The following is a 22,904-nucleotide window of genomic DNA, read 5'->3' as shown; positions in this document are numbered from 1 at the left end:
TGTGGTTTGTGCTAGGAGAATATCTGATCGCGGGGCGGAGCGCGGCCGAGATTTCCGGGAGCGTCGAACGCGCGGTGGGCTCCGGGGAGCTGGAACCCGGGCAACCGCTGCCGCCGATGCGGGAGTTGGCCAGGCAGCTCGGGGTGAACCCGAACACCGTGGCCGCCGCCTACCGCACCCTGCGCGAGCGCGGGGTCATCGAGACGGCCGGGCGCCGGGGCAGCCGGGTGCGCGCGAAACCGGCCACCACCGGGCGCGAGTTCATCCGGGTGGACGTGCCGGAAGGCGTGCGCGACCTGTCCGCCGGCAACCCAGACCCGGCGCTGCTGCCCGCCCTGGGGCCGGTGTTCGCGGCGGCGGCCGCACAGGGCGACCGGGAGCCGGTGCTCTACGGACACGCGCCCGTCGAAGAGGAACTGGTCCGCCGCGCACGCGCCGACCTGGACGCCGACGGGGTGCCGGACGGGCCCGTCGCCGTCACCTCCGGTTCGCTGGACGCCATGGAGCGGGTGCTCGCGGCCCACCTCCGGACGGGCGACACCGTCGCCGTCGAGGACCCGGGCTGGGGCAGTCTCCTCGACCTCGTTCCCGCGCTCGGCCTGCGCACGGTGCCCGTCGGCGTCGACGACGAGGGGCCGCTGCCCGACGACGTACGCCGGGCCCTGGCGGCCGGTGCCCGTGCCCTGGTCGTCACCGACCGCGCGCAGAACCCGACCGGCGCCGTGGTGAGCGCCACGCGCGCGCGTGCCCTGCGTTCCGTGCTGCGCGAGCACCCGCGGACGCTGCTGATCGAGGACGACCACGGTCACCGCATCGTCGACCTCGCCCTGCACCCGCTCGCCGGTACGACCCGCCACTGGGCCTTCGTCCGCTCGGCCGCCAAGGCCTACGGCCCCGACCTGCGCCTGGCCGTGCTCACCGGGGACCCCGTCACGCTCGACCGGGTGCGCGGCCGGCAGCGGCTGGGACCGGGCTGGGTCAGCCGCATCACCCAGCGGGCCGTGGCCCGGCTGTGGGCGGACGGCGCGGTGGACGCGCGCGCGGTGGCGGCGGTGTACGGGCGGCGCCGGGACGCGCTGCTCGGCGCGCTCGCCGAGCGGGGGATCGCCGCCCACGGACGCAGCGGCATGAACGTCTGGATCCCGGTGCCCGACGAGACCGGCGCCGTCGCCCGGCTGCTGCACGCCGGCTGGGCGGTGGCCCCCGGCGCCCGCTTCCGCGTGAGCGCGCCGCCCGGCATCCGGATCACCGTCTCGACGCTGGCGGAGGAGGACACGCGCCCCCTGGCGGACGCGGTCGCGGCGGCGGTGGGACCGGGGACCGGACCGCCGCGCGGCTACGTCTGACCCCCGGCCCCTCGGCCGTGCCGCCGCGTCACGTCGTCGCCCTCGCGCGCTCCCGTGCCCGCCGGGCCGGTTCCGGGGCGGCCGTGCCCGCCCTCGGCCGGGCCTGGGTCAGCGCCGCGCCCGCCAGGACGATCACCGCGCCGACCGGCGTCGACCAGGACAGGGACTCGCCGAGCAGCGCGACGCCCGCGACCGTGGCGATGACCGGGGTGAAGTAGGTGACCATCTGGGCCGTCGTCGGGCCCACCTCGGCGACCAGCTCGTACTGGATCAGGAAGGCGAACCCGGTACCGAGGGTGCCCAGCGCCACCACCGCCAGCAGGGGCAGCACCGGGAACTCGGCCGGCATCGAGGTGAAGAGCGGCGTCACGACGGCCAGTTGCAGCGTGGCCAGTCCCAGCTGGGCGCCGGTCAGCGAGAGGTGGGAGTGGCTGGAGCCCGCCAGGGTGCGGCGGACGTAGATCCAGCCGACCGGATAGCTGAGCGAGGCCAGCAACGCCAGCGCCGTGCCCGTGACGTCCAGGCCGTCGAAGCCCTGCCAGACGCCGAGCACCGTCAGGACGCCGAGGAAGCCGAGGCCCAGGCCCGCCACCCGCCGCCGGGTCGGCCGGTCCTCGGAGAGGGCGACCAGCGACAGGGCCATGCCCCACAGCGGCGACGTCGCGTTGCAGATGCCCGCCAGCGACGACGGAATGGTCAGCTCCGAGAAGGCGAACAGGGAGAACGGCAGCGCGTTGAGCAGGAACCCGGCGACCGCCAGATGCACCCACGTCCACGTCCCGCGCGGCAGCCGCTCCCGCCGCACCGCCATCGCCACGGCGACCACCGCCGTACCGGCCACCAGTCGGCCCAGCGTCACCTGGAACGGGGCGAACGCCTCCGTCCCCACCTTCATGAAGAGGAAGCTGAAACCCCAGACCAGGGAGAGGACCCCGAAGCGCAGCCGCCAGTCGAAGACGCGGCGGACTGCGGGCGAGGACGCGACACTGCTGCTCATGCCGGCAACGATGGTGCACTCGTCCTCGTAGCACAATCGAGATTTCGCACCGAATATCTCGTAGCATCGCTTACATGTTGAACCTGGAGCGCCTGCGCACCCTGGACGCCCTCGCCCGGCACGGATCGGTCAGCGGCGCCGCCGCCGGTCTGCACATCACCACCTCGGCCGTCTCCCAGCAGATGGCCAAGCTGGAGCGCGAGGCCGGCCAGCGACTGCTGGCGAAGAACGGGCGGGGCGTACGGCTCACCGACGCGGGACGGCTGCTCGCCGAGCACGCGGCCCGCATCCTCTCCCAGGTCGAGCTGGCCCAGGCCGACCTGGAGGCGCAACGCGGGCAGGTGGCGGGCGAGCTGAGGCTGTCGGCGTTCCCGACGGCCGCCCGCGGACTCTTCCCCGCGGCGCTGGCCGGCCTGCGCGCCGAACACCCCGCGCTGCGCCTGCGCTCCTGCGAGCTGGAACCGGAACGCGGCATCTCCGGCGTGGTGCGCGGCGACCTCGACCTCGCCGTCGTACTCGACTGGTACAACAAGCCGATGCCGCTGCCCGACGGCCTGGTCAAGGCGCCGCTCCTGGACGACCCCGCCGACGTGGCCATGCCGGCCGGCCACCGGCTCGCGGGCCGGGACGAGGTGGACCTCGCCGAGTTCGCCGAGGACGAGTGGATCACGTGGGGAGAGGGCGAGTTCTGCCACGAGTGGCTGATGTTCACCCTGCGCTCCAGGGGCATCGAGCCGATCGTCGGCCACCGCGCCGCCGAGACCCACACCCAGCTCGGCCTGGTCGCCGCGGGACTCGGCGTGTGCATCGCCCCGCTGCTCGGACGCCATCCCATGCCCGACGGCGTCGTCACCGTGCCGCTGCGCCAGCGGGTGCGCCGGCACGTGTACGTCGTGTGGCGCGCGGACGCCGACCGCCGCCCGTCGATCCGGGCGGCGGTGGAGGCGCTGCGGGCCGCGGCGGGGCGGCGCCCCTACCGGGACGCCAGCTTGCGGAAGTCCCAGGAGACGACCTTGTCGGGCGTCAGCCGCAGCCAGGCGTGACGGCCGTCGTGCGGCATCTCCTGGAGGCCGAGGTTCTTGCGGGCGAACAGCGTCTCCGGGGCGTCCAGTTCGGCGTGGAGTTCACCCGTGCGCGGCGCCTCGCCCACGAACTCGACCCGGCCGGACAGCTCCGCTCCCCGCAACTCGTCGTACTCCTCCCCGGTGTCGACCACGATCGCCACCCGGGGGTCGCGCCGCAGGTCCGCCCAGCGCCGGCTGCGCACGACCGAGTACAGCCACATCGAGGAGCCGTCCCAGGCGAACCAGAGCGCGCTCACGTGCGGGGTGCCGTCCGCCGAGACCGTGGCGACCCGGCAGGTGCGCTGGGTGCCGAGGAACGCGTCCAGCTCACCGGGCGACATCATGATCTTCCGGCCCCGGCGCTGGGCGAGGCTCATCCGGCCAGCCGGATCGAGTCCCCGCTGACCGTGATCTCCACGGCCGGCAGCGGCTTGGACGCCGGACCGCTCCGCACACTGCCGTCGGTGATCGAGAAGTTGCTGTTGTGGCAGGGGCAGTTGATGACGCCGTCGGACACGCTCTTCACGGCGCATCCCTGATGGGTGCACGTGGCGGAGAACGCCTTGAACTCGCCCGCGGAGGGCTGGGTGACCACCACCTTCTGGTCCGCGAAGACCTTCCCGCCGCCCTCGGGGATGTCGGCGGTCGCCGCGAGCGCCGCCGCACCGGCACCGGAGTCCTCGCCGCCGCTCGCCTCCCCTTCGGACGCAGGGGGCGAGGCTGCGGCGCCGGTGTCGCCGGACGCGTCGTCGTCCGAGCCCGAGCACGCGGCCAGCACGACGGTGAGCCCCGCCGCTCCGGCCGCCGCCACGACGGTACGACGGGCCGGACCCGTCGCGGGGTGAAACGATGCGCTGGTCATGCTGGGGTTCCCTTCCGGGGTGGAGGCGTGATGATCTGCCGAGAGGTACGGCCCCGTGGCACAGGCTGTTCAGACCGTGCCGAGATGCTGCCCGGCCGGCGGTCGGACGGACGTAAAACACGGCTGTCGATTCGCTGTCGGCCGGGCCCCGCCCCCGGTCCGCGCTCCCGCGCCACGCCGGTAGCCTGGGGCGATGCTCAAGGAAGTCATCGCGACCCGCTACATCACGCCGTTGCGTGAGGGCGGCTCGCTGCCCGGCCTCGTCGAGGCCGACGACCTCGGGACGTACGTCCTGAAGTTCACCGGCGCGGGCCAGGGCCGCAAGACGCTCGTCGCCGAGGTGGTCTGCGGGGAACTCGCCCGCCGACTGGGCTTCCGTGTGCCGCGGCTCGTGACGGTCGACCTCGATCCGGTGATCGGCCTCGGCGAACCCGACCAGCAGGTGCAGGAACTGCTCAAGTCGAGCGGCGGCACCAACCTCGGCATGGACTTCCTCTCCGGCGCCCTCGGCTTCGACCCGCTCGCCTTCGAGGTGAGCCCCGAGGAGGCCGGGCGGATCGTGTGGTTCGACGCGCTGGTGAACAACGTCGACCGGTCCTGGCGCAACCCCAACCTGCTGCGCTGGCAGGGCGAGGTGTGGCTCATCGACCACGGCGCGAGCATGATCTGGCACCACAACTGGCCCGGCGCCGAGACCTCCGCCGCCCGCCCGTACGACATCGGCGACCACGCCCTGCTGCGGTTCGCACCGGACATCCGCTCGGCCGCCGCGGCCCTCGCGCCGCTGGTCACCGAGGAACTGCTCGCCGAGGTCACCGCCGAGATCCCGGACGCCTGGCTGCGGGACGAGCCCGGCTTCACCACGCCCGACGACCTCCGGCGCGCCTACGCCCGGCCGCTGCTCGCGCGGGCCGCGACGATCCACGAACGCCTCGAGGGGGCCCGGTGAGCGACCGCCACGTCTTCGAGTACGCGCTGCTGCGCGTCGTGCCCCGCGTCGAGCGCGGCGAGTGCGTCAACGCCGGCGTGCTCGTGTACTGCCGGGCCGCGTCCTACGTCGGCGCCCGGACCCACCTCGACGAGAGCAGGCTGCTGGCCCTCGACCCGCACGTGGACCTGCCCGGCGTGCGCGCGGCGCTGCGTGCCGTCGAGGGCGTCTGCGCCGGCGGCGGCGCGGCGGGCCAGGCGGCCGGCGACGACCCCGGCCGCCGTTTCCGCTGGCTGATCGCCCCCCGGTCCACGATCGTCCAGCCGGGACCCGTGCACACCGGGCTCACGACCGACCCGGCGGCCGAGACGGAACGGCTCCTCGCCCTGCTGGTGCGGTAGCCGGCCGACGTCTCCGGGGGTCAGGCGCGCCGGCGGCGCCTGAGCACGTAGGCGGTGCCGAGCGCCGCGGCCGTCACGCAGGTCAGGCCGATACCGACGTCCCAGCCGCTCGGTCCGATGCCCGAGGCGCCGCCCAGTCCGCCCCGGGTGCCGAGTGTCGGCGTGGCGGCGGGGGATGTCGCGGGGCCCGGTACGGCGGTGGTCGGTGCGGCCGTGGGCGTGGTGACCGGGGCCGGTGTGGTGGGGCGCGGCTTGGAGGTCGCGGAGATCGTCGGGAGCGAGTCCCGCCGCGGCGCCCCGCCGGCCGCGCCGCCGTCCACCTCACGGACGGCGTCGAAGCCGGCCTGGCCGTTTCCGCCCTGACCGAACCCGTTGGCCTGGCCGAAACCGTCCTGGCCGTTCCCGCCTTGGCCGAATCCTCCGCCCTGGTCGATCCCGTCCTGGCCGAATCCGTCCTGGCCGAATCCTCCCTGGCCGTTCCCGCCCTGGCCGAACCCTTCGTCGTCGGGGCTGCCCGGCTCGAATCCGCCCTGGCCGTCGCCGCCCTCGTCCGGGCGGTACTCGTCGAGTCCGCCCTCGCCGGACAGGCCCGCGCCGGCTCCGCCGTCGTCGGTCCCTCCCACACCGAGCGCGTCCGGCGAGAGTGCGTCCGGCGGGTAGGGGTCCGGAGCGAACGGGTCCGCGTCTTCCTGGTCGCTGACGAAGACGGGCCGAAGGGCCTGCTGCTGAGTGAGCGTCCAGGAGTCCAGCTCCTGGGAGTGTGCGGGGTCGGCCAGCGGCACGATCGCGGCGATCGCGACGGCTATGCCTGCGGCACCGGTACGACGGCGCATGGACGCCTCCTTTCCGGCCACGAGGGGCTCGGCCTCCGACGCTAGGTGTCCCGCGGCGCGAGGGCCCGCAGCGGTGGGCCGATCGGGTGGGGGCCGGTGCGGTGGCGCGGCGGGGGAGGCCGGGTAATGGATCACACCGGCCCGGTGTCCCGTTGACACCGGGTGCCAGGGCTTCTAGCGTCACGTCTGCGGAAGGTACTAAGCGGTCGCTCACCTACCGGGCGCCCCGCGACGCTCCGCATGGGCCGCATCCCCAGGACGAGGAGAAGCAGCAATGTCCACCACTGAGCAGCGGGTCGCCGTAGTCACCGGAGCCGCGCGCGGCATCGGTGCCGCCACCGCCGTACGCCTGGCCGCCGAGGGCCGTGCCGTCGCCGTCATCGACCTCGACGAGGCCGCCTGCAAGGACACCGTCGAGAAGATCACCGCGGCCGGCGGTAAGGCGATCGCGGTCGGCTGCGACGTCTCCGACGAGGCGCAGGTCGAGGCGGCCGTCGCGCGGATCGCCGAGGAGCTGGGCGCGCCGGTGATCCTCGTCAACAACGCGGGCGTGCTCCGCGACAACCTGCTGTTCAAGATGAGCGTCTCCGACTGGGACACCGTCATGAACGTGCACCTGCGCGGCGCCTTCCTGATGTCGAAGGCCTGCCAGAAGCACATGGTGGACGCCGGCTTCGGCCGCATCGTCAACCTGTCCTCCTCCTCCGCGCTCGGCAACCGGGGCCAGGTCAACTACTCCGCGGCCAAGGCCGGTCTCCAGGGCTTCACCAAGACCCTCGCCAAGGAGCTCGGCAAGTTCGGCGTCACCGCCAACTCCGTCGCCCCCGGCTTCATCGCCACCGAGATGACCAAGGCCACCGCCGACCGCGTCGGCATGGGCTTCGACGACTTCAAGGCCGCCGCCGCCACCCAGATCCCGGTCGCGCGCGTCGGCGAGCCCGAGGACATCGCCAACGCCATCGCCTTCTTCACCGGCGAGGCGGCCGGCTTCGTCTCCGGCCAGGTGCTGTACGTGGCCGGCGGACCGCTCGACTAGCGAACACGGAGACTTGGGACCACTGACATGACTGAACTCCCCGCACTCTCCGGCAAGGTCGCGCTCGTCACGGGCGCGAGCCGCGGCATCGGCTACGGCGTCGCCGAGGCGCTCGTAGCGCGCGGCGACCGGGTCTGCATCACCGGCCGCAACGAGGACGCCCTGAAGGAGGCCGTCGACAAGCTCGGCGCCGACCGGGTCATCGGCGTCGCCGGCAAGGCGCACGACGAGGCCCACCAGGCCGTCGCCGTCGAGCGCACGATGGAGGCCTTCGGCCGCGTCGACTTCCTGGTCAACAACGCCGGCACCAACCCCGTGTTCGGGCCGATCGCCGACCTCGACCTGAACGTCGCGCGCAAGGTCTTCGAGACCAATGTGATCTCGGCGCTCGGCTTCGCCCAGCGCACCTGGCACGCCTGGCAGAAGGACAACGGCGGCGCGATCGTCAACATCGCCTCCGTCGCGGGCCTGTCGCCCTCGCCCTTCATCGCCGCGTACGGCGTCAGCAAGGCCGCGCTGATCAACCTCACCGCGCAACTGGCCCACGAGTTCGCGCCCGGCGTGCGGGTCAACGCGATCGCCCCGGCCGTCGTGAAGACCAAGTTCGCCGCCGCCCTGTACGAGGGGCGCGAGGAGGAGGCCGCCGCGGGCTACCCGCTGGGCCGGCTCGGCGTGCCCTCCGACATCGGCGACGCCGCCGCGTTCCTCACCTCCGAGCAGTCCGCCTGGGTCACCGGTCAGACACTCGTGGTCGACGGCGGCATCTTCCTGAACGCCGGCGTGGCCTGACACCCGCTGCCACCGCGCCCCACCAGCACGAACCCGAGCACGGGCGCCGCCTACCCGGGCGGCGCCCGTGTCCGCGTTCCGAGACCGCGGGGCCATGACAACGTAGTCATCGGCCAAATGATCAAAACCCCTGTTCAGAAGGGGGTTCAGGCGGCGTGGCGCTGCGGTATGGTCTGCCGACCTTGGTACGGCGGATCGAGGAGCGTGCGCGTGTTCAACCGGAAGCGAGGCCTGCGGAGAGTCGCGGCCATCGTGTCCATGTCGTCGCTGGTGACCGGCTGCGGAATCCTGTCGTCCGACAGCTCGCGGGACGAGGGGCCGATCGTCGTCGGGACGACCAGCGCCCCCAGCACCCTGGATCCGGCGGCCTCCTGGGACGGTTCCTGGGAGCTGTTCCGCAACATCTACCAGACGCTGCTCAGCTACCCCAACGGCGCGACCGCCCCCGAGCCCGACGCCGCCGAGAGCTGCGCGTTCACGGACTCCTCGAACCAGGTGTACCGCTGCGAGCTGCGCGAGGGCCTGACCTTCTCCAACGGGGACCGGCTGGACTCCCAGGCCGTCAAGCACTCGATCGACCGGATCAGGGCGATCGACGTCAACGGCGGTCCCGCCGGCCTCCTGGGCAGCCTCGACCGGGTCCAGGCGCCCAGCGAGCGGGAAGTGGTCTTCCACCTCAACAAGCCCGACGCCACCTTCCCGTTCGTGCTCGCCACCCCGGCGATGTCGATCGTCGAACCGGGCGGCTACCCGGCGGACGCCCTGCGCGAGGACGGCGAGGTCGTCGGCTCCGGCCCCTACGCGCTCCAGTCGTACGAGGACGGGGAGCGGGCCGAACTCGTCCGCAACGACCACTACAAGGGCTTCGCCGAGCGTCACAACGACGCGGTGACCGTCCGCTACTTCCAGGACTCCGCCGGCATGGTGAAGGCGCTGCGGGACGGGGAGATCCAGGTCACCTACCGTGGCCTGGCGGCCGACGACGTCATCACGCTCCAGGGCGGCGCCGGCCAGGACGAGGACCTCCAGCTGGTCGAGGGCAGCGGTACGGAGATCCGGTACCTGGTCTTCAACCCCGAGGACCCGTGGGCGGGCAAGAAGGAGGTCCGCCAGGCGATCGCCCAGGTGATCGACCGGGCCGCGATCGCCCACAAGATCTACCAGGACACCGTCGACCCGCTGTACTCGATGGTCCCCAAGGGCCTCACCGGACACACCACCGGCTTCTTCGACGACTACGGCGACCCCAGCGTCGGCAAGGCCCGCGAGATCCTCACCGGTGCCGGCATCACCGAGCCCGTCCCGCTGACGCTCTGGTACACCACCGACCGCTACGGGTCCGAGACCGCGCGGGAGTTCAAGGAGATCAAGCGACAGCTCGACGCGTCGGGCCTGTTCACGGTCACCCTGAAGAGCCGCCCGTGGAAGACGTACGTCGGGGGCTACCAGAAGGGCGAGTACCCGGTGTTCGGGCGCGGCTGGTCGCCCGACTTCCCGGACGCGGAGAACTTCATCGCCCCGTTCGTCGGCAAGCAGAACGCCCTCGGTACGCCGTACCCCGCACCGGAGATCACCGGCGAGCTGCTGCCGCGCTCGCGCCGGGAGAGCGACCGCGCCAACGTGGAGAAGGAGTTCGAGCGCGCGCAGCAGATCCTCGTGGACGACGCGCGGCTGCTCCCGCTGTGGCAGGGCAAGCAGTACGTCGCCGCCAGCGCGGACATCTCGGGCGCCGAGCGGGCCATGGACCCCTCGACGATCATGATGATGTGGCAGCTGTCCCGGAAGACCAGCTGGTAGGGGCGCGGTGCGCGCTGGGCGGGGCTCCCGTTGTCAGTGGTCGCCGGTAGGTTCTGAGGACCGGAAGCGACCGCACAGCGTAAGGAAGTTGACGTGACCGACATCGCCATGCTGCCCGAGTCCTGGCGCGAGGTGCTGGGCGACGAACTGCAGAAGCCCTATTTCAAGGAGCTGACGGAGTTCGTCGAGGAGGAGCGGGCGAACGGCCCCGTCTATCCCCCGCGCGAGGAGGTCTTCGCCGCGCTGGAGGCCACTCCGTACGACCGGGTGAAGGTGCTGGTCCTCGGGCAGGACCCGTACCACGGCGAGGGACAGGGCCACGGGCTGTGCTTCTCGGTCCGGCCGGGCGTGAAGGTCCCGCCGTCCCTGCGCAACATCTACAAGGAGCTGCACGCGGAGCTGGACGTCCCGATCCCGGACAACGGCTATCTGATGCCGTGGGCCGAGCAGGGCGTCCTGCTGCTCAACGCGGTGCTCACGGTCCGGGCCGGCGAGGCGAACTCGCACAAGGCCCGTGGCTGGGAGCTGTTCACCGACGCGGTGATCCGCGCGGTGGCGCACCGGCCCGACCCGGCGGTGTTCGTGCTGTGGGGCAACTACGCGCAGAAGAAGCTGCCGCTCATCGACGAGTCCCGGCACGTGGTGGTCAAGGGCGCGCACCCCTCCCCGCTGTCGGCGAAGAAGTTCTTCGGCTCCCGCCCGTTCACGCAGATCAACGAGGCGGTCGCGCGGCAGGGCCACGAGCCGATCGACTGGACCATCCCGAACCTGGGCTGAGCCGTCGCGCGGGCGGGCCGGCCACCGGCCAGCCCGCGCGCGTCACGGGCCGCCTGCCCGTTATTGCCGGTATGTGCCGTTAGCGTCGTCGGGGACAGCCGATGACGGGCACGGAGGGCGCGCGGTGGCCAAGGGACAGGAGCAGGCGGCACCGGACGCCGTGCTGACGCGGATCGGACAGGTCGTCATGCTGCATCACGCGGGCGACCGCGAGGAGGCCCGGCACCGCTTCCTCGGCCTGTGGGCGGAGATCGGCGAGCACGGCGACCCGCTGCACCGCTGCACCCTCGCCCACTACCTGGCCGACACCCAGGACGACCCCGGCGACGAACTGGCCTGGGACCTGCGGGCGTTGTCGGCCGCCGAGGAACTCACCCGGGGCGCCTCCACCGACCGCCACGAGGGCGCCCTCGCCGCGCGCGCCCTCTACCCCTCGCTGCACCTGAACCTGGCCGCCGACTACGACCGGCTCGGCCACCGCGAGGCCGCCCGCGCCCACCTGAGGCGCGCCCGCGGCGCGGCCCGGACCCTCGCCGCCGACCGCTACGGCGAGGGCGTACGCGCGGCGATCGAACGGCTGGGAGCACGGCTGGGCGACACCGGCCCCACGCCGGACGGGCCGGACCGCCCGGACGGCCGGTGGGGACCCCCGCGGCAGCGGCCGTAGGCGGTCCGGGGCCGCCGCCGGGAGCCGCGCCCGCACCCGTCGACCGGTGGCGCCGGGTGCTCAGCGGCCGTAGGTCTGCTCGCAGACGACCGCCTCGGGGCTGCCCGGACGCCAGCCGCCGTACCGCTTGCCCAGGGAGCACACGTCCCCGTTGCCGACGGGGTTCCTCCCGGCCGGCGGCACAACATCCGGGAGGTCGACGCGAGGCCGCTCGTCGCCCTGCGCGCGCTGTGGCGCCTCGGGGCGGTCGGGGCGCGGCCGTGGAGCGGGACGGGCGGGTGCGGCGGGCGGCTCCCGCCGGGGCGGGTCCGCCGGGGGAGCCGAGCGGCGCGGTGCGACGGAGGGGCGGTGAGGGGTCCGGGAGGGGCCGATCATCTCCAGCGCCTCACGGGCCGGGGCCTGTACGACCCGAGGCTCGGCCGGTCCGTCCGGACGCGGTGCCGAGGAGCGGACGCCGGCCCCCGACGGACCGGTCCCGGCCGGGGCCTGGACCGTCGTACAGCCGGCCAGGGCCGAGACGGCCGCGGTCACGAGGAGCGTTGCGGTGGTCGTCGTTCGATGCACCCGCGTCACTCTGCTGGGTCGGGATGGTTCCGCATCGCCGGACAAGCGGAGGATGCCCCGCACGGGTGATCTCCGGCCCCGTACGGAGGCTCGGGAGGCGCCGAGGGTGACGTCAGTCCCACGTCGGACCCGCCGTCAGACCGTGTCAGTCCCCGGTGGCGCCGTCCAGGCGCTCGCGGATCAGGTCGGCGTGCCCGTTGTGGCGCGCGTACTCCTCGATCATGTGGGTGTGGATCCAGCGCAGGGTGAACCGCTCACCGGTGCGCCGGTGCTTGCCCCGGGACGGCTCGTCGAGGCGGAAGCCCGCCGCGTTGCGCCGGGCCGTGTCGATCTCGGCCTGCCAGGTGGCGTACGCATCCTGCCAGGTGTCCGCCTCGGTGAGGTGGAACTCGCCGTCCGGGTCCGCGTCGCTGTAGTAGATCGGGCCCGGGTCGTCCGCCACCAGCACCCTGCGGTACCAGCCCCGCTCGACCTCCGCCATGTGCCGCACCAGCCCCATCAGGGACAGCTCGGACGGTGCGGCGGAGGCGGTCCTGAGCTGGGCGTCGGTGAGGCCCTCGCACTTCCACGCGAGGGTCTGGCGGTGGTACTCCAGCCAGCCCTCCAGCATGGTGCGTTCGTCGGCGTCGGGGGCGGGTTCGCGGCGCTCGGTCGTCATCCCGGCATCCTCGCTCACCCGGGCCCGGCCCACCAGGGGGTTTCTCAGCCGCCCGGCAGGCCGCCCGGCAGGCCGCCCGGCAGGCCGCCCAGCAGGCCGTCCAGCACCTCGCGCAGCCCCGTCCGCACGTCCCGGAGGCCGGGCACCTCGGAGTGGAAGGTCCCGGCCACGCAGCTGAACATCAGGCCGTCCGCCCAGGCCACCAGCGACAGTACGTGCCGGTCCGGGTCGGTCGAGCCCATCGCCCTGACGAGGGCGCCGAGTTGCTCCCGGAAGCGGGCACCCGCCTGGTCGAAGTGGACCCGCAGCTCGGGGCGGCGGGTGGCCTCCAGCGCCAGTTCGTAGCGGGCCACCGTCAGTTCGCGGTTGCGGGTCAGGGCGCGGTGCGTCGCCAGCGCCAGCGCGTCCACCAGGGAGTCCAGGCCCTGGCGCGGGTCCGGCAGTTCGTGCAGGGCCAGCACCCGCGCCTCGCGGTCGGCCAGGCGCCGCACCGCCAGCTCCAGGAGCGCCTGCCGGGTGCGGGCGAGGTTGGACGTGGAGCCCTGGGGGAGCCCGGCGGCCTCGTCCACCGCGCGGTGCGTGAGCCCCCGCATCCCGCGTGCGGCGAGCAGTGCGAGCGCGGCGTCGGCGACGCGATCGGCACGGGACGCGCCCGCGGAGGGCTCGGAGGATGCGGTGCGTGCGGACATGGAGATCAACCTACCCCGCTCACTACGTCTGTAGTACAGTCGGGGAACAAGCGGTACTACAGATGTAGTGGCCGCGGGCCGGAGGAGGAGCCATGACACGGACCGGGCGAGCCGTCGTGATCGGCGGCGGCATCGGCGGCCTGACCGCCGCGGCGGCCCTGCACCTGCGCGGCCTGCGGGTCACCGTCCTGGAGCGGGCCCCCTCGCTCCGGCCGGCCGGCGCGGCCATCTCCCTGTCGCCCAACGCCCTGCGCGCCCTGGACGTCATCGGCCTCGGCGACGAGATCCGCTCCCTCGCCGCCTGGCAGGGCGACGGAGGGCTGCGCGCCCCGGGCGGGCGCTGGCTCTCCCGCTCCAGCGCCGAGGCGGCGGCGGCCCGCTTCGGAGGTCCGCTCGTGCTGCTGCACCGGGCCACCCTCATCGACCTGCTGGCCGCGCGACTGCCGTCCGACGCCGTCCGCACGGGCGCCGACGCGACGCTCGCCGACCCCGGCGACGACGGCCGACCCGCCAGGGTGCGCACACCCGACGGCGACCTGGAGGCCGACCTGGTCGTCGCGGCCGACGGCATCCACTCCACCGCGCGCGCCGCGCTGTTCCCGCAGCACCCGGGCGCCGTCTACTCCGGCTTCACCACCTGGCGGGTGCTGATCCCCCTGCCCGGCGTCGAGTTCGCCTCGCACGAGACCTGGGGCCGGGGCCGCATCTGGGGCACGCACCCGCTGCGGGACGGCCGGGTCTACGCGTACGCCGCCGCCGTCACACCGGCGGGAGGACACGCGGCCGACGAGCGGGCGGAACTGCTGCACCGCTACGGCGACTGGCACGACCCGATCCCCGCCGTCCTCGCCGCCGCCCGCCCCGAGGACGTCCTGCGCCACGACGTGCACCACATCGCCGAGCCGCTGCCCTCCTACCACCGGGGCAGGGTCGCCCTCCTCGGCGACGCCGCGCACGCCATGCCGCCGACCCTCGGGCAGGGCGGCAACCAGGCCGTCGAGGACGCGATCGTGCTCGCCCACCACCACGACGACCTCACCGCATACACCGGGGCCCGCCTGCCCCGCACGACGGCCGTCGCCCGCCAGGCGGTGCGGGTCGCCCGGCTCAACCTGATGACCGGCCGCGCCGGGACCGCCGTACGCGACACCGTGCTCACCGCGCTGTCCAAGGCCGGGCCCGCCCTGTTCCTGCGCGGGTTCGACGGCATCGCCGACTGGCGGCCTCCGCAGCGGCCGTATGCTTCCCAGCGGACCCAGGCCGGCGAGCGTTAGAGGAGCACACCCCGTGAAGGTCGGCGTCATCGGACTCGGCGACATCGCGCAGAAGGCGTACCTCCCGGTGCTCGCCACTCTGCCCGGGGTCGACCTGCACCTCCAGACCCGCACCCCGGCGACGCTCAGCCGGGTCGCCGAGCGGCTGCGCCTGCCGGACGCCCAGCGCCACGCGGACCTCGGCTCGCTCCTCGCCGTGGGCCTCGACGCCGCCTTCGTGCACGCGCCGACGGCCGTCCACCCCCAGATCGTGACCCGGCTGCTCGACGCGGGCGTCCCGACGTACGTCGACAAGCCGCTCGCCTACGAACTCGCCGACTCCGAGCGCCTGGTGGCCCTCGCCGAGGAACGCGGCACGAGCCTCGCCGTCGGCTTCAACCGGCGCTTCGCCCCGGGATACGCGCAGTGCGTGGAGCACCCGCGCGAGCTGATCCTCATGCAGAAGAACCGCACGGGCCTGCCCGAGGACCCGCGCACGATGATCCTCGACGACTTCATCCACGTCGTCGACACCCTGCGCTTCCTGGTCCCCGGCCCGGTCGACGACGTGACCGTGCGGGCCCGCGCCGAGGACGGCCTGCTCCACCACGTGGTGCTCCAGCTCGCCGGGGACGGCTTCACCGCGCTCGGCGTCATGAACCGGCTCAGCGGCTCGGCCGAGGAGATCCTCGAGGTCTCCGGCCAGGACACCAAGCGCCAGGTGGTCAACCTCGCCGAGGTGATCGACCACAAGGGCCAGCCGACCGTACGGCGACGCGGCGACTGGGTCCCGGTGGCCCGGCAGCGCGGCATCGAGCAGGCGGTGCTCGTCTTCCTCGACGCCGTGCGCGCCGGCAAGGTGCTCAGCGCCCGGGACGCGCTCGAGACCCATGAGCTGTGTGAGCGGGTGGTGCGGGCGGTGGCGGAGCGCTCCGCCTGAGCCGCACCGTCCGTACGCCCTCGGCGGCGGCCCACGCCGCCAGGATCAGCAGCGCCGCGCGCGGCGTCCAGTCGCCGAAGCGGACGTACGGCGTGGTCCCGTGGGTGAGCGGCACCTCGTACACCCGTGACGTGCTCGCGTCGGTGCCGAGCGGCGGGCCGATCCGCGCGCCGTCGGCGGCGTAGACGGCGGAGACGCCGGTCAGCGTGGCGTGCACCATCGGGCGGCCGGTCTCGGCGGCGCGCAGCGCGGCCAGCGAGGCGTGCTGCCCGGGCGCCCAGGTGTGCTGGAAGGTCGACGTGGACGACTGGGCGAGCAGCACCTCGGCGCCATCGGCGGCGAGCCGGCGGCTCATGTCGGGGAACGCGCTCTCGAAGCACACCATCGGCCCGATCCGCAGCCCGTCCCCGGCCTCCATCACCACCTGCTCGCTGCCCCGCCTGCGGTCCTCGCCCGCCGCCTCGCCCACGGACGTCGCCCAGCCGAGCAGGGAGCGGGCCGGGACGTACTCGCCGAAGGGGACGAGCCGCATCTTGTCGTACCGGTCGCCGGTCGGGCCGTCGGGACCGACGAGCACCGAACTCTTGTAGATGCCGGGTTTGTCGGAGCGCCGCGCGTCCACGTTGACCAGGATCTCCGCGCCGGTCTCCCGGGACAGTCCCGCGAGCCGCCGTGCCAGGTCGGGCCGGTCGTCCAGGTCGAAGCCGACGCTGCTCTCGCCCCAGACGATCAGGTCGACGTTCCGGCCGGCGAGCCGGCGGGTCAGCTCCTCCTCGCGGTCGAAGCGCCGGTCGGCGCTGTCGGCGCCGGCGACGACGCCGGGCTGCACCACGGCGATCGCGACCCGCTCGTCGGCGTCGGGGCGCGGCGACCAGGCCCAGGCCGCGGAGGTGGCGGCCGCGGTGGCGACCAGCCCGGCCACGGCGGGCACCCGCGCCCGGCGGACCGCGACGAGCACGGTGACGGCGACGTTGACGGCGACCACCAGGAAGCTGAGCAGCCAGACCCCGCCCACGGACGCCAGTCGCAGCGCCGGCGCCACCTGCCACTGACTCGCGCCGAGCACGCCCCAGGGGCCGCCGAGCCCTTCCCAGGAGCGGACCAGCTCCGCCGCCAGCCAGCCCGACGGCAGCACCAGGAGTGCCGCCGTGACCGCGCGGGCCGACGGCTGCCCGCCCAGCAGCCTGCGCACCAGCCATCCCCAGGGCGCCCACAGCACGCCGAGCAGCGCGGCGAGCACGAAGGTGAACACGTGCAGGTTCGGCAGCAGCCAGTGGTGCATGGCCAGCATGAACCCGAAGCCGCCGCACCACCCGTCGTACACCGCCCGCCTCCCGCCGGGCGCGGTCCGCACCAGCAGCAGCCAGGGCACCAGGGCCACCCAGGCCCACCACCACAGGGCGGGGCCCGGGAAGGCCAGCACCGGCAGCGCGCCGGCCAGCGCGGCGGCGACCGAGCGCCGCCACGGGGAGGCGAGCCAGTGGCCGAGCGTCTTCATGGGCGACTCCCTACCCGTGATCCCCTTCAGTGTGCGCTCTCGGCGAGGGCGGATTCAGTTGATCACATGGGATGCCCGGGGCGGCGGAGGCGGCGGAGCGGTTCGCGGGCCGGCCGGGGCCGGTGAAGGCCTGTCCGGAACGAGCCGCCTCCCCTAGGATGATCGATGATCGATCAAATGTGGGTGCGTCGGCCATCTCGCCGTCGTCCTGGAGATCCCTCGTGGAGATTCTCGTGGAGGTACTCGTGGAGGCAGTCGTGGAGCGTCCCGTTCCCGTCACCGTGGTCACCGGCGGCAGCCGGGGAATCGGCGCGGCGGTCTGTCTGCGGCTCGCGGCGGACGGGCACGACGTGGTCGTCGGCTACGCGCGGAACTCCGCCGCCGCGCAGGAGGTCGTGGCGGGGGTGCGGGAGGCGGGTGGCCGTGGCGTCGCCGTGCGGGTGGACACCTCCGTCGAGGCGGACGTCGACCGGCTCTTCGCGGTGGCCGAGGAGCGGCTCGGTCCGGTGACGGGCCTGGTGAACAACGCGGCGGTGACCGGCCCGCTCGGGCGGCTCGCCGACAGCGACACCGCGAACCTCCGCAGGGTCCTCGACGTCAATCTGCTGGGCGTGCTGCTGTGCTCCCGGCGCGCCGCGCAGCTGATGACCGCGCGCGGCGGCGGCGCGATCGTGAACGTCTCGTCGGGGGCCGCGACCCTCGGCAGCCCGGGGGAGTACGTCCACTACGCGGCGACCAAGGCGGGCGTCGACGCGCTCACCCTCGGCCTGGCCAAGGAGCTGGGCCCGGACGGTGTCCGCGTCAACGCGGTCGCTCCCGGGGTCACCGACACGGACATGCACGCCGAGATGGGCGACCCGGAACGCGCCCGGCGGATGGGGGCCGCCGTCCCCCTGGGCCGGGCGGGGCGGGCGGACGAGATCGCCGCGGCGATCGCCTGGCTGATGTCGCCCGACGCGTCCTACACGACGGGGGCCGTCCTCAGGGTGGCCGGCGGGCGCTGACCGGCCCGGCCGCTCAGGCCGCCTCGATGACCTCGCCGCGGATCGCTCTGGCCCACTCGACCACCAGCAACTCGTACTCCACGCGCTCCTGCGCCGACAGGGACCCGCCCGCACGCCGCCACAGGGCACGGATCCGGTCGTTCAGCTCCGCGGCGGACCGCACGGAAGCGGGGGTGGTGGAATCGGGGGACATGCGGACAAGCCTAGGGGCAAGCACTGACACTGCGCTACCGGACGGCTACGCATCCGGCGATGGTCAGCCGGCCGACTCCGCGGCGTGCGGGCTGAGGACGCCCATGCTGACCAGGACGATGATGAGGATGCCGAGCGCGATGCGGTACCAGACGAACGGCATGAAGCTCTTGGTCGAGATGAACTTCATGAACCACGCGATGACCACGTACCCGGTGGCGAAGGCGATGACCGTCGCGAAGATGGTCGGGCCCCAGGAGACGTGGTCGCTCTCCATCGCGTCGCTGAGTTCGAACAGGCCGGAGGCGAGCACCGCCGGGATCGCGAGCAGGAACGAGTACCGGGCCGCGGCCTCGCGGCGGTAGCCCATGAAGAGGCCGCCGCTGATGGTCGCGCCGGAGCGGGAGACTCCGGGGATCAGTGCCATGGCCTGGCAGAGGCCGTAGATCAGGCCGTCCCGGACGTTCAGGTTCTCCAGTTCCTTGCGCTGCTGGGGCGCGCGGTGCCGGCCGCCCTTCTCGTCCCGCGCGGCCATCCGGTCCGCGATGCCGATGATCACGCCGACGACGATGAGCATGGTCGCCGTGATCCGCAGGTCGCGGAACGGGCCCTCGATCTGGTCCTTCAGCGTCAGGCCGAGCACACCGATCGGGATGGAGCCGACGATCACGAGCCAGCCCATGCGGGCGTCGGGGTCGTGGCGCATCGACTTGTCCGTGAGCGAACGCGTCCACGCCGAGATGATCCGCCCGATGTCCTTGCGGAAGTAGATGAGCACGGCGGCCTCGGTGCCGATCTGCGTGATCGCCGTGAAGGCCGCGCCCGGGTCGTGCCAGCCGGAGAACGCCGCGGTCAGGCGCAGGTGCGCGCTGGAGGACACGGGGAGGAACTCGGTCAGCCCCTGGACGAGTCCGAGGATGAGTGATTCGAACCAAGACATGAAGTTACGGAGTCCAAGTGCCGATCGAGAAACGGTCGATGGGTCGCTGGGCACGCCGAACCGGAGGGTGTGTGATCAGGACCGGGCGTGCCGAGGGGCAGCGTAGCGCCCCAAAGTGAAGATCGGCCCACAGGGGTGGGAGGGTCTCCTACGCCGCTGTAGGGCCCGCTACCGTCCAGCCCGCGACTTGCGGATGGGCGGTCAGGTCCTCGTGCCGGACGGGGTCGCCGCAGGCCCGGCAGGTGACCCGCGGGACGAGTTCGTTGCCGCAGGCGTGCTCGATCACCATGGGGCGGTCGTCGTCCGCGCGCAGGTGCCGGTCGCCCCAGGCCATGAGGGTCATCAGGACCGGCTCGAGTTCCAGTCCGGCCCGGGTGGGCCGGTACTCGAAGCGCTGCGGGCGCTCGCTGTACGGCTGCTTGGTGAGGATCCCCGCGTCGACGAGCCGCCGCAGCCGGGTGGCGAGGATGTCGCGCGGGGCGCCGGTGTTGCGCACCAACTGGTCGAAGCGGCCGTTGCCGAGGCACACCTCACGCAGGACGAGCAGGGAGTACTTCTCGCCGACGAGCGCCAGCGCGTCGGCGATCGAGCAGGGGCGCGGATTCTTGGGGGCGGCGGCCATGCCGCGATTCTAGGCGAGGGTCCGGTTTTCCAACCCGGGATGGAGGGGGCGCGCGCCTGAGGGTTTGTTTTTCCAACTCGCAACGCTAGGGTGGGTCCAGATTTCCTACTCACCGGTAGTCGCCGGCGAACGGAGGCCCGCACCATGCGTGACGCAGTCGTCGTGGAAGCCGTACGCACCCCGATGGGCAAGGGCAGGCCGAACGGCGCCCTCGCGCACGTCCATCCCGTGGAACTCCTCGCGCACACGCTGCGCGCCCTCGTCGAGCGGTCCGGGGTCGACCCGGCGCTGATCGACGACGTCATCGGCGGCACCGTCGACCAGGTCGGCGAGCAGGCGATGAACACCACCCGCTACGCCCTCCTGTCGGCCGGCTTCCCCGAGTCCGTGCCCGCGACCACCGTGGACCGCCAGTGCGGCTCCCCCCAGCAGGCCGTCCACTTCGCCGCGCAGGGCGTGATCGCCGGGGCGTACGACCTCGTCGTCGCCTGCGGCGCCGAGTCGATGAGCCGCGTACCGATGTGGTCGAACGTGCCGCCCGGCACGGACCCCTTCGGCCCCGGTGTCGCCGCCCGCTACCCACAGGGCCTCGTGCCCCAGGGCATCAGCGCCGAACTGATCGCCGCCAAGTGGTCGCTCACCCGGGAGCGGATGGACGCCTACGCCGTCTCCTCGCACCGCAAGGCCGCCGAAGCCTGGGACACCGGCCGCTTCGACGCGCAGGTCGCGCCCCTCGACGGCGTCGCGCGTGACGAGTGCGTCCGCCCCTCCACCGACGCCGATATCCTCGCCGGGCTCAAGCCCGCCTACCACGACCCGGTCTTCGCCGAGCGCTTCCCGCAGATCGAGTGGAACGTCACCGCGGGCAACGCCAGCCCGGTCAACGACGGAGCCTCGGCCGTGCTGATCACGTCGAGCGAGACCGCCGCCCGCCTCGGCCTGCGCCCGCTCGCCCGCCTGCACAGCTTCGCCGTCACCGGGTCCGACCCGCTGCTGATGCTGACGGGCGTGATCCCGGCCACCGAGAAGGTGCTGCGCAGGGCGTCGCTGTCCCTGGCCGACATCGACCTGTTCGAGGTCAACGAGGCGTTCGCGAGCGTGGTGCTGGCCTGGCAGCAGGAGACCGGGGCGGACCTCGGCCGGGTGAACGTGCACGGCGGGGCGATCGCCCTCGGCCATCCGCTCGGCGCGAGCGGCACCCGGCTGACGACAACGCTCGTCCACGCCCTGCACGAGCGCGGCGCCCGCTACGGCCTGCAGACGATGTGCGAGGCGGGCGGCCTCGCCAACGCCATGATCCTGGAGTCGGTGTGAGGCCCCGTCAGCGCCCACTCAGCCGGTGCCGCTTGCGCCAGGCCACCACGGCCCCCGCCAGCCCCGGCAGCGCGATGCAGGCCAGCGCGATCAGGAAGGCGGGGGAGGTCGGCGTGGAGGCGCGGGCGCCGGCGACGACGTAGGCGGCGGTGTTGGGGATCGACCCGAGCGCCGTCGCCAGCAGGAAGGGCAGCAGGCCCATGCGCGAGACGGCCGCGCAGTAGTTGGCGGCCGCGAACGGCACGCCGGGGAACAGCCGCGCCGCCAGCATCGAGCGGAAGCCGTGCCGGCTGAGCTGCCCGTCCGCCGCCTTCAGCCACTTGCCCCGCAGCAGCGGGCGCAGTGCCTCCTGGCCGAGGATCCGGCCGAGGCAGAAGGCGATCCCGGCGCCGAGCACCGTGCCCGCGAGCGCCGAGGCGAGGCCCAGCTGGGAGCCGAACAGGGCGCCGGCCGCCAGGTTCAGCAGCGGACGCGGCACGAAGGCGACGGTGCACAGCCCGTACGCCACGGCGTAGGCGACCGCCGCGGCGGCTCCACCGAGCTGTGGGGGCCAGCCGTCGGTCAGCAACTGCTGCGGCTGGAACAGCACGACCGTCGTCGCGGCCGAGGCCAGCAGGGCGACGAGCAGGGAGAGCCGGGACCACGGGGAGAGCAGGACTCTCGTGACGCGGGCGGCGGGACCGGCCGGCGCGACCGGTCCGGCGGCCGCGGCGACGGCGAGTTCCGTGGCGGTGGTCCGGGGAGAGACCGTGGCGGTGCCCCCAGAGCGGGTGGTGGCATCGAACATCCGGTGACACTAACCGACAAAAGTGTGTGATCGCCGTATGGTGCGTCTCATGAGCGTCACAGCCAGGGGAATTCCGGAGGTGCCGCGCAGCGCTCTCGCCGACACCGTCATGGAGCGGCTCACCGCCGTGTACGCCCCCGCGGCCGACCCCGAACGGGCCGCCGCCATGCGGGCGTACATGAAGGACGTCGCCCCCTTCCTGGGCCTGACCTCGCCTGTTCGCCGCGCCCTGTCCCGCACCGTCCTCGACGGACTGCCCCGCCCGGCCGAGCCGGACCTCGCCGCGGTGGCGCTGCGCTGCTGGCGGCTGCCCGAGCGCGAGTACCACTACTTCGCCGTGGACCTCCTGCGCCGGCATGTGACGTATTGCTCCTCCGGATTCCTGCCCGTGGTCCGGCAGCTGCTCACCACCGTTGCCTGGTGGGACACCGTCGACCTGCTCGCCGCCCACGTCGTCGGGGGACTGGTCGCCGCCGACCCCGGCCTCACGGCCGAGACGGACGTCTGGATCGGCGACGAGGACCGGTGGCTGGTCCGCGCGGCCCTGCTCCACCAACTGCGCTACCGCCGGCGCACCGACACCGAACGCCTCTTCGGCTACTGCCTGCGCCAGAGCGGTCACGACGACTTCTTCGTCCGCAAGGCCGTCGGCTGGTGCCTGCGCGAGTACGCCAGGACCGACCCGGACGCCGTGCGCGCCTTCGTGACCGAGCACCGGCACCGGCTCGCGCCGCTGTCCGTGCGGGAGGCGCTGCGGAACATCGGCCCCCAGGGCGGTCCGGCCGGGGCGCGGTGAGCGAACCGTCCGGCCGGGAAAACCATTCGACGGGGGCCGTGGCGTCGGCGAGGATCTGCGTCATGTTCCGGTACGCCTTCCACCTCGCAGCATCCGCGGTCGCGGATGCCCCGAAGGCTGCCGTTCCCTTCTTCCCCGCCGCAGTCGACG

Annotated in this window: 26 protein-coding genes; 14 read left to right on the top strand and 12 right to left on the bottom strand. The window is 73.5% G+C overall.

Annotation, left to right across the window (positions count from 1 at the left end):
* Positions 1-8 precede the first annotated feature (8 nt).
* Complete coding sequence (locus tag ACFIF2_RS11505; protein WP_395572467.1) at positions 9-1,346, top strand: aminotransferase class I/II-fold pyridoxal phosphate-dependent enzyme; 1,338 nt, start codon at positions 9-11, stop codon at positions 1,344-1,346.
* Positions 1,347-1,374: 28 nt separating this feature from the next.
* Here ACFIF2_RS11505 and ACFIF2_RS11500 read toward each other — a convergent pair whose 3' ends face one another.
* Positions 1,375-2,343 (bottom strand): DMT family transporter, encoded by a 969-nt coding sequence (locus tag ACFIF2_RS11500; protein ID WP_395572466.1) that lies wholly within the window; start codon positions 2,341-2,343, stop codon positions 1,375-1,377.
* Positions 2,344-2,417: 74 nt separating this feature from the next.
* Here ACFIF2_RS11500 and ACFIF2_RS11495 point away from each other — a divergent pair, with 74 nt between their 5' ends.
* Entirely contained in the window at positions 2,418-3,386 is a 969-nt protein-coding gene (locus ACFIF2_RS11495; protein ID WP_395572465.1) for a LysR family transcriptional regulator, read from the top strand.
* Here the strand turns inward: ACFIF2_RS11495 and ACFIF2_RS11490 are convergent.
* Entirely contained in the window at positions 3,317-3,784 is a 468-nt protein-coding gene (locus tag ACFIF2_RS11490) for a pyridoxamine 5'-phosphate oxidase family protein (RefSeq protein WP_395572464.1), read from the bottom strand. The genes ACFIF2_RS11495 and ACFIF2_RS11490 overlap by 70 nt on opposite strands.
* The gene (locus ACFIF2_RS11485; protein ID WP_395572463.1) at positions 3,781-4,269 is read right to left on the bottom strand and encodes a Rieske (2Fe-2S) protein; all 489 of its coding nucleotides are present in this window, start codon (positions 4,267-4,269) and stop codon (positions 3,781-3,783) included. Before ACFIF2_RS11485 ends, ACFIF2_RS11490 begins: the two co-directional genes overlap by 4 nt.
* 193 nt (positions 4,270-4,462) lie before the next feature.
* Here ACFIF2_RS11485 and ACFIF2_RS11480 point away from each other — a divergent pair, with 193 nt between their 5' ends.
* Both ACFIF2_RS11480 and ACFIF2_RS11475 read left to right on the top strand, forming a co-directional pair.
* Positions 4,463-5,218 (top strand): HipA family kinase, encoded by a 756-nt coding sequence (locus ACFIF2_RS11480; RefSeq protein WP_395572462.1) that lies wholly within the window; start codon positions 4,463-4,465, stop codon positions 5,216-5,218.
* Complete coding sequence (locus tag ACFIF2_RS11475; RefSeq protein ID WP_395572461.1) at positions 5,215-5,598, top strand: DUF3037 domain-containing protein; 384 nt, start codon at positions 5,215-5,217, stop codon at positions 5,596-5,598. The genes ACFIF2_RS11480 and ACFIF2_RS11475 overlap by 4 nt, the downstream gene beginning before the upstream one ends.
* 20 nt (positions 5,599-5,618) lie before the next feature.
* Here ACFIF2_RS11475 and ACFIF2_RS11470 read toward each other — a convergent pair whose 3' ends face one another.
* Positions 5,619-6,431 carry a hypothetical protein gene (locus ACFIF2_RS11470; RefSeq protein ID WP_395572460.1) on the bottom strand — a complete coding sequence of 271 codons (813 nt, stop codon included), beginning with the start codon at positions 6,429-6,431 and terminating at the stop codon, positions 5,619-5,621.
* Positions 6,432-6,705: 274 nt separating this feature from the next.
* Here ACFIF2_RS11470 and fabG point away from each other — a divergent pair, with 274 nt between their 5' ends.
* The 5 genes from fabG (at position 6,706) to ACFIF2_RS11445 (ending at position 11,497) form a co-directional block, all read left to right on the top strand.
* Positions 6,706-7,467 carry a 3-oxoacyl-ACP reductase FabG gene (fabG, locus tag ACFIF2_RS11465; RefSeq protein WP_395572459.1) on the top strand — a complete coding sequence of 254 codons (762 nt, stop codon included), beginning with the start codon at positions 6,706-6,708 and terminating at the stop codon, positions 7,465-7,467.
* 27 nt (positions 7,468-7,494) lie between these two features.
* Positions 7,495-8,256 carry an SDR family oxidoreductase gene (locus tag ACFIF2_RS11460; RefSeq protein WP_395572458.1) on the top strand — a complete coding sequence of 254 codons (762 nt, stop codon included), beginning with the start codon at positions 7,495-7,497 and terminating at the stop codon, positions 8,254-8,256.
* Positions 8,257-8,466: 210 nt separating this feature from the next.
* A complete protein-coding gene (locus ACFIF2_RS11455; protein WP_395572457.1) occupies positions 8,467-10,053 on the top strand; it encodes an ABC transporter substrate-binding protein in 1,587 nt (528 codons plus the stop codon).
* Positions 10,054-10,146: 93 nt separating this feature from the next.
* A complete protein-coding gene (ung, locus tag ACFIF2_RS11450) occupies positions 10,147-10,830 on the top strand; it encodes a uracil-DNA glycosylase (RefSeq protein WP_395572456.1) in 684 nt (227 codons plus the stop codon).
* 124 nt (positions 10,831-10,954) lie between these two features.
* Positions 10,955-11,497 carry a hypothetical protein gene (locus tag ACFIF2_RS11445; RefSeq protein WP_395572455.1) on the top strand — a complete coding sequence of 181 codons (543 nt, stop codon included), beginning with the start codon at positions 10,955-10,957 and terminating at the stop codon, positions 11,495-11,497.
* A 60-nt stretch (positions 11,498-11,557) separates the two neighbouring features.
* On the opposite strand, the gene ACFIF2_RS11440 is transcribed toward ACFIF2_RS11445, so the two are convergent.
* The 3 genes from ACFIF2_RS11440 to ACFIF2_RS11430 all read right to left on the bottom strand — a co-directional run bounded on the left by ACFIF2_RS11440 (position 11,558) and on the right by ACFIF2_RS11430 (position 13,408).
* Complete coding sequence (locus ACFIF2_RS11440) at positions 11,558-12,061, bottom strand: hypothetical protein (RefSeq protein WP_395572454.1); 504 nt, start codon at positions 12,059-12,061, stop codon at positions 11,558-11,560.
* Positions 12,062-12,206: 145 nt separating this feature from the next.
* On the bottom strand, positions 12,207-12,719 hold the full coding sequence (locus ACFIF2_RS11435; RefSeq protein ID WP_395572453.1) for a DinB family protein: 513 nt from the start codon (positions 12,717-12,719) through the stop codon (positions 12,207-12,209).
* Between the two features lie 44 nt (positions 12,720-12,763).
* Positions 12,764-13,408, bottom strand: coding sequence for a TetR/AcrR family transcriptional regulator (locus ACFIF2_RS11430; RefSeq protein WP_395572452.1), 645 nt, complete (start codon positions 13,406-13,408; stop codon positions 12,764-12,766).
* A 92-nt stretch (positions 13,409-13,500) separates the two neighbouring features.
* On the opposite strand from ACFIF2_RS11430, the gene ACFIF2_RS11425 reads away from it, so the two are divergent.
* Positions 13,501-14,682 (top strand): FAD-dependent monooxygenase, encoded by a 1,182-nt coding sequence (locus ACFIF2_RS11425; protein WP_395572451.1) that lies wholly within the window; start codon positions 13,501-13,503, stop codon positions 14,680-14,682.
* Positions 14,683-14,695: 13 nt separating this feature from the next.
* Complete coding sequence (locus ACFIF2_RS11420; RefSeq protein ID WP_395572450.1) at positions 14,696-15,601, top strand: Gfo/Idh/MocA family protein; 906 nt, start codon at positions 14,696-14,698, stop codon at positions 15,599-15,601.
* Here ACFIF2_RS11420 and lnt read toward each other — a convergent pair.
* Positions 15,525-17,099, bottom strand: a complete 1,575-nt coding sequence (lnt, locus tag ACFIF2_RS11415) for an apolipoprotein N-acyltransferase (RefSeq protein WP_395572449.1) — start codon at positions 17,097-17,099, stop codon at positions 15,525-15,527. The two genes, ACFIF2_RS11420 and lnt, sit on opposite strands and share 77 nt — an antisense overlap.
* A gap of 227 nt (positions 17,100-17,326) precedes the next feature.
* Between lnt and ACFIF2_RS11410 the strand changes: the two genes are divergently transcribed.
* The gene (locus ACFIF2_RS11410) at positions 17,327-18,103 is read left to right on the top strand and encodes an SDR family NAD(P)-dependent oxidoreductase (RefSeq protein ID WP_395572500.1); all 777 of its coding nucleotides are present in this window, start codon (positions 17,327-17,329) and stop codon (positions 18,101-18,103) included.
* 13 nt (positions 18,104-18,116) lie between these two features.
* On the opposite strand, the gene ACFIF2_RS11405 is transcribed toward ACFIF2_RS11410, so the two are convergent.
* The 3 genes from ACFIF2_RS11405 to ACFIF2_RS11395 form a co-directional block, all read right to left on the bottom strand.
* A complete protein-coding gene (locus tag ACFIF2_RS11405; protein ID WP_395572448.1) occupies positions 18,117-18,296 on the bottom strand; it encodes a hypothetical protein in 180 nt (59 codons plus the stop codon).
* A 63-nt stretch (positions 18,297-18,359) separates the two neighbouring features.
* Positions 18,360-19,235: an undecaprenyl-diphosphate phosphatase gene (locus ACFIF2_RS11400; RefSeq protein WP_395572447.1), complete on the bottom strand. Its 876-nt coding sequence runs from the start codon at positions 19,233-19,235 to the stop codon at positions 18,360-18,362.
* Between the two features lie 148 nt (positions 19,236-19,383).
* The gene (locus ACFIF2_RS11395) at positions 19,384-19,857 is read right to left on the bottom strand and encodes a winged helix-turn-helix transcriptional regulator (RefSeq protein ID WP_395572446.1); all 474 of its coding nucleotides are present in this window, start codon (positions 19,855-19,857) and stop codon (positions 19,384-19,386) included.
* A gap of 144 nt (positions 19,858-20,001) precedes the next feature.
* Here ACFIF2_RS11395 and ACFIF2_RS11390 point away from each other — a divergent pair, with 144 nt between their 5' ends.
* Positions 20,002-21,171, top strand: a complete 1,170-nt coding sequence (locus tag ACFIF2_RS11390; RefSeq protein WP_395572445.1) for a thiolase family protein — start codon at positions 20,002-20,004, stop codon at positions 21,169-21,171.
* Positions 21,172-21,178: 7 nt separating this feature from the next.
* Here the strand turns inward: ACFIF2_RS11390 and ACFIF2_RS11385 are convergent, their stop codons facing one another.
* Positions 21,179-21,958 (bottom strand): TVP38/TMEM64 family protein, encoded by a 780-nt coding sequence (locus tag ACFIF2_RS11385; RefSeq protein ID WP_395572444.1) that lies wholly within the window; start codon positions 21,956-21,958, stop codon positions 21,179-21,181.
* A gap of 49 nt (positions 21,959-22,007) precedes the next feature.
* On the opposite strand from ACFIF2_RS11385, the gene ACFIF2_RS11380 reads away from it, so the two are divergent.
* On the top strand, positions 22,008-22,754 hold the full coding sequence (locus tag ACFIF2_RS11380; protein ID WP_395572443.1) for a DNA alkylation repair protein: 747 nt from the start codon (positions 22,008-22,010) through the stop codon (positions 22,752-22,754).
* Positions 22,755-22,904 lie beyond the last annotated feature (150 nt).

Origin of the sequence: Streptomyces sp. BK79 (assembly GCF_044142145.1) — a bacterium.
In the GTDB taxonomy this organism is placed as follows: domain Bacteria; phylum Actinomycetota; class Actinomycetes; order Streptomycetales; family Streptomycetaceae; genus Streptomyces.
This window is presented reverse-complemented; position numbering and strand designations above follow the sequence as displayed.

Bases quoted from the DNA above. Each gene is read 5' to 3' on its own strand.
- ACFIF2_RS11500 (WP_395572466.1), bottom strand. From the start codon at position 2,343: ATGAGCAGCAGTGTCGCGTCCTCGCCCGCAGTCCGCCGCGTCTTCGAC.
- ACFIF2_RS11495 (WP_395572465.1), top strand. From the start codon at position 2,418: ATGTTGAACCTGGAGCGCCTGCGCACCCTGGACGCCCTCGCCCGGCAC.
- ACFIF2_RS11490 (WP_395572464.1), bottom strand. From the start codon at position 3,784: ATGAGCCTCGCCCAGCGCCGGGGCCGGAAGATCATGATGTCGCCCGGT.
- ACFIF2_RS11485 (WP_395572463.1), bottom strand. From the start codon at position 4,269: ATGACCAGCGCATCGTTTCACCCCGCGACGGGTCCGGCCCGTCGTACC.
- ACFIF2_RS11480 (WP_395572462.1), top strand. From the start codon at position 4,463: ATGCTCAAGGAAGTCATCGCGACCCGCTACATCACGCCGTTGCGTGAG.
- ACFIF2_RS11470 (WP_395572460.1), bottom strand. From the start codon at position 6,431: ATGCGCCGTCGTACCGGTGCCGCAGGCATAGCCGTCGCGATCGCCGCG.
- fabG (WP_395572459.1), top strand. From the start codon at position 6,706: ATGTCCACCACTGAGCAGCGGGTCGCCGTAGTCACCGGAGCCGCGCGC.
- ACFIF2_RS11460 (WP_395572458.1), top strand. From the start codon at position 7,495: ATGACTGAACTCCCCGCACTCTCCGGCAAGGTCGCGCTCGTCACGGGC.
- ACFIF2_RS11435 (WP_395572453.1), bottom strand. From the start codon at position 12,719: ATGACGACCGAGCGCCGCGAACCCGCCCCCGACGCCGACGAACGCACC.
- ACFIF2_RS11430 (WP_395572452.1), bottom strand. From the start codon at position 13,408: ATGTCCGCACGCACCGCATCCTCCGAGCCCTCCGCGGGCGCGTCCCGT.
- ACFIF2_RS11425 (WP_395572451.1), top strand. From the start codon at position 13,501: ATGACACGGACCGGGCGAGCCGTCGTGATCGGCGGCGGCATCGGCGGC.
- lnt (WP_395572449.1), bottom strand. From the start codon at position 17,099: ATGAAGACGCTCGGCCACTGGCTCGCCTCCCCGTGGCGGCGCTCGGTC.
- ACFIF2_RS11405 (WP_395572448.1), bottom strand. From the start codon at position 18,296: ATGTCCCCCGATTCCACCACCCCCGCTTCCGTGCGGTCCGCCGCGGAG.
- ACFIF2_RS11400 (WP_395572447.1), bottom strand. From the start codon at position 19,235: ATGTCTTGGTTCGAATCACTCATCCTCGGACTCGTCCAGGGGCTGACC.
- ACFIF2_RS11395 (WP_395572446.1), bottom strand. From the start codon at position 19,857: ATGGCCGCCGCCCCCAAGAATCCGCGCCCCTGCTCGATCGCCGACGCG.
- ACFIF2_RS11390 (WP_395572445.1), top strand. From the start codon at position 20,002: ATGCGTGACGCAGTCGTCGTGGAAGCCGTACGCACCCCGATGGGCAAG.
- ACFIF2_RS11385 (WP_395572444.1), bottom strand. From the start codon at position 21,958: ATGTTCGATGCCACCACCCGCTCTGGGGGCACCGCCACGGTCTCTCCC.
- ACFIF2_RS11380 (WP_395572443.1), top strand. From the start codon at position 22,008: ATGAGCGTCACAGCCAGGGGAATTCCGGAGGTGCCGCGCAGCGCTCTC.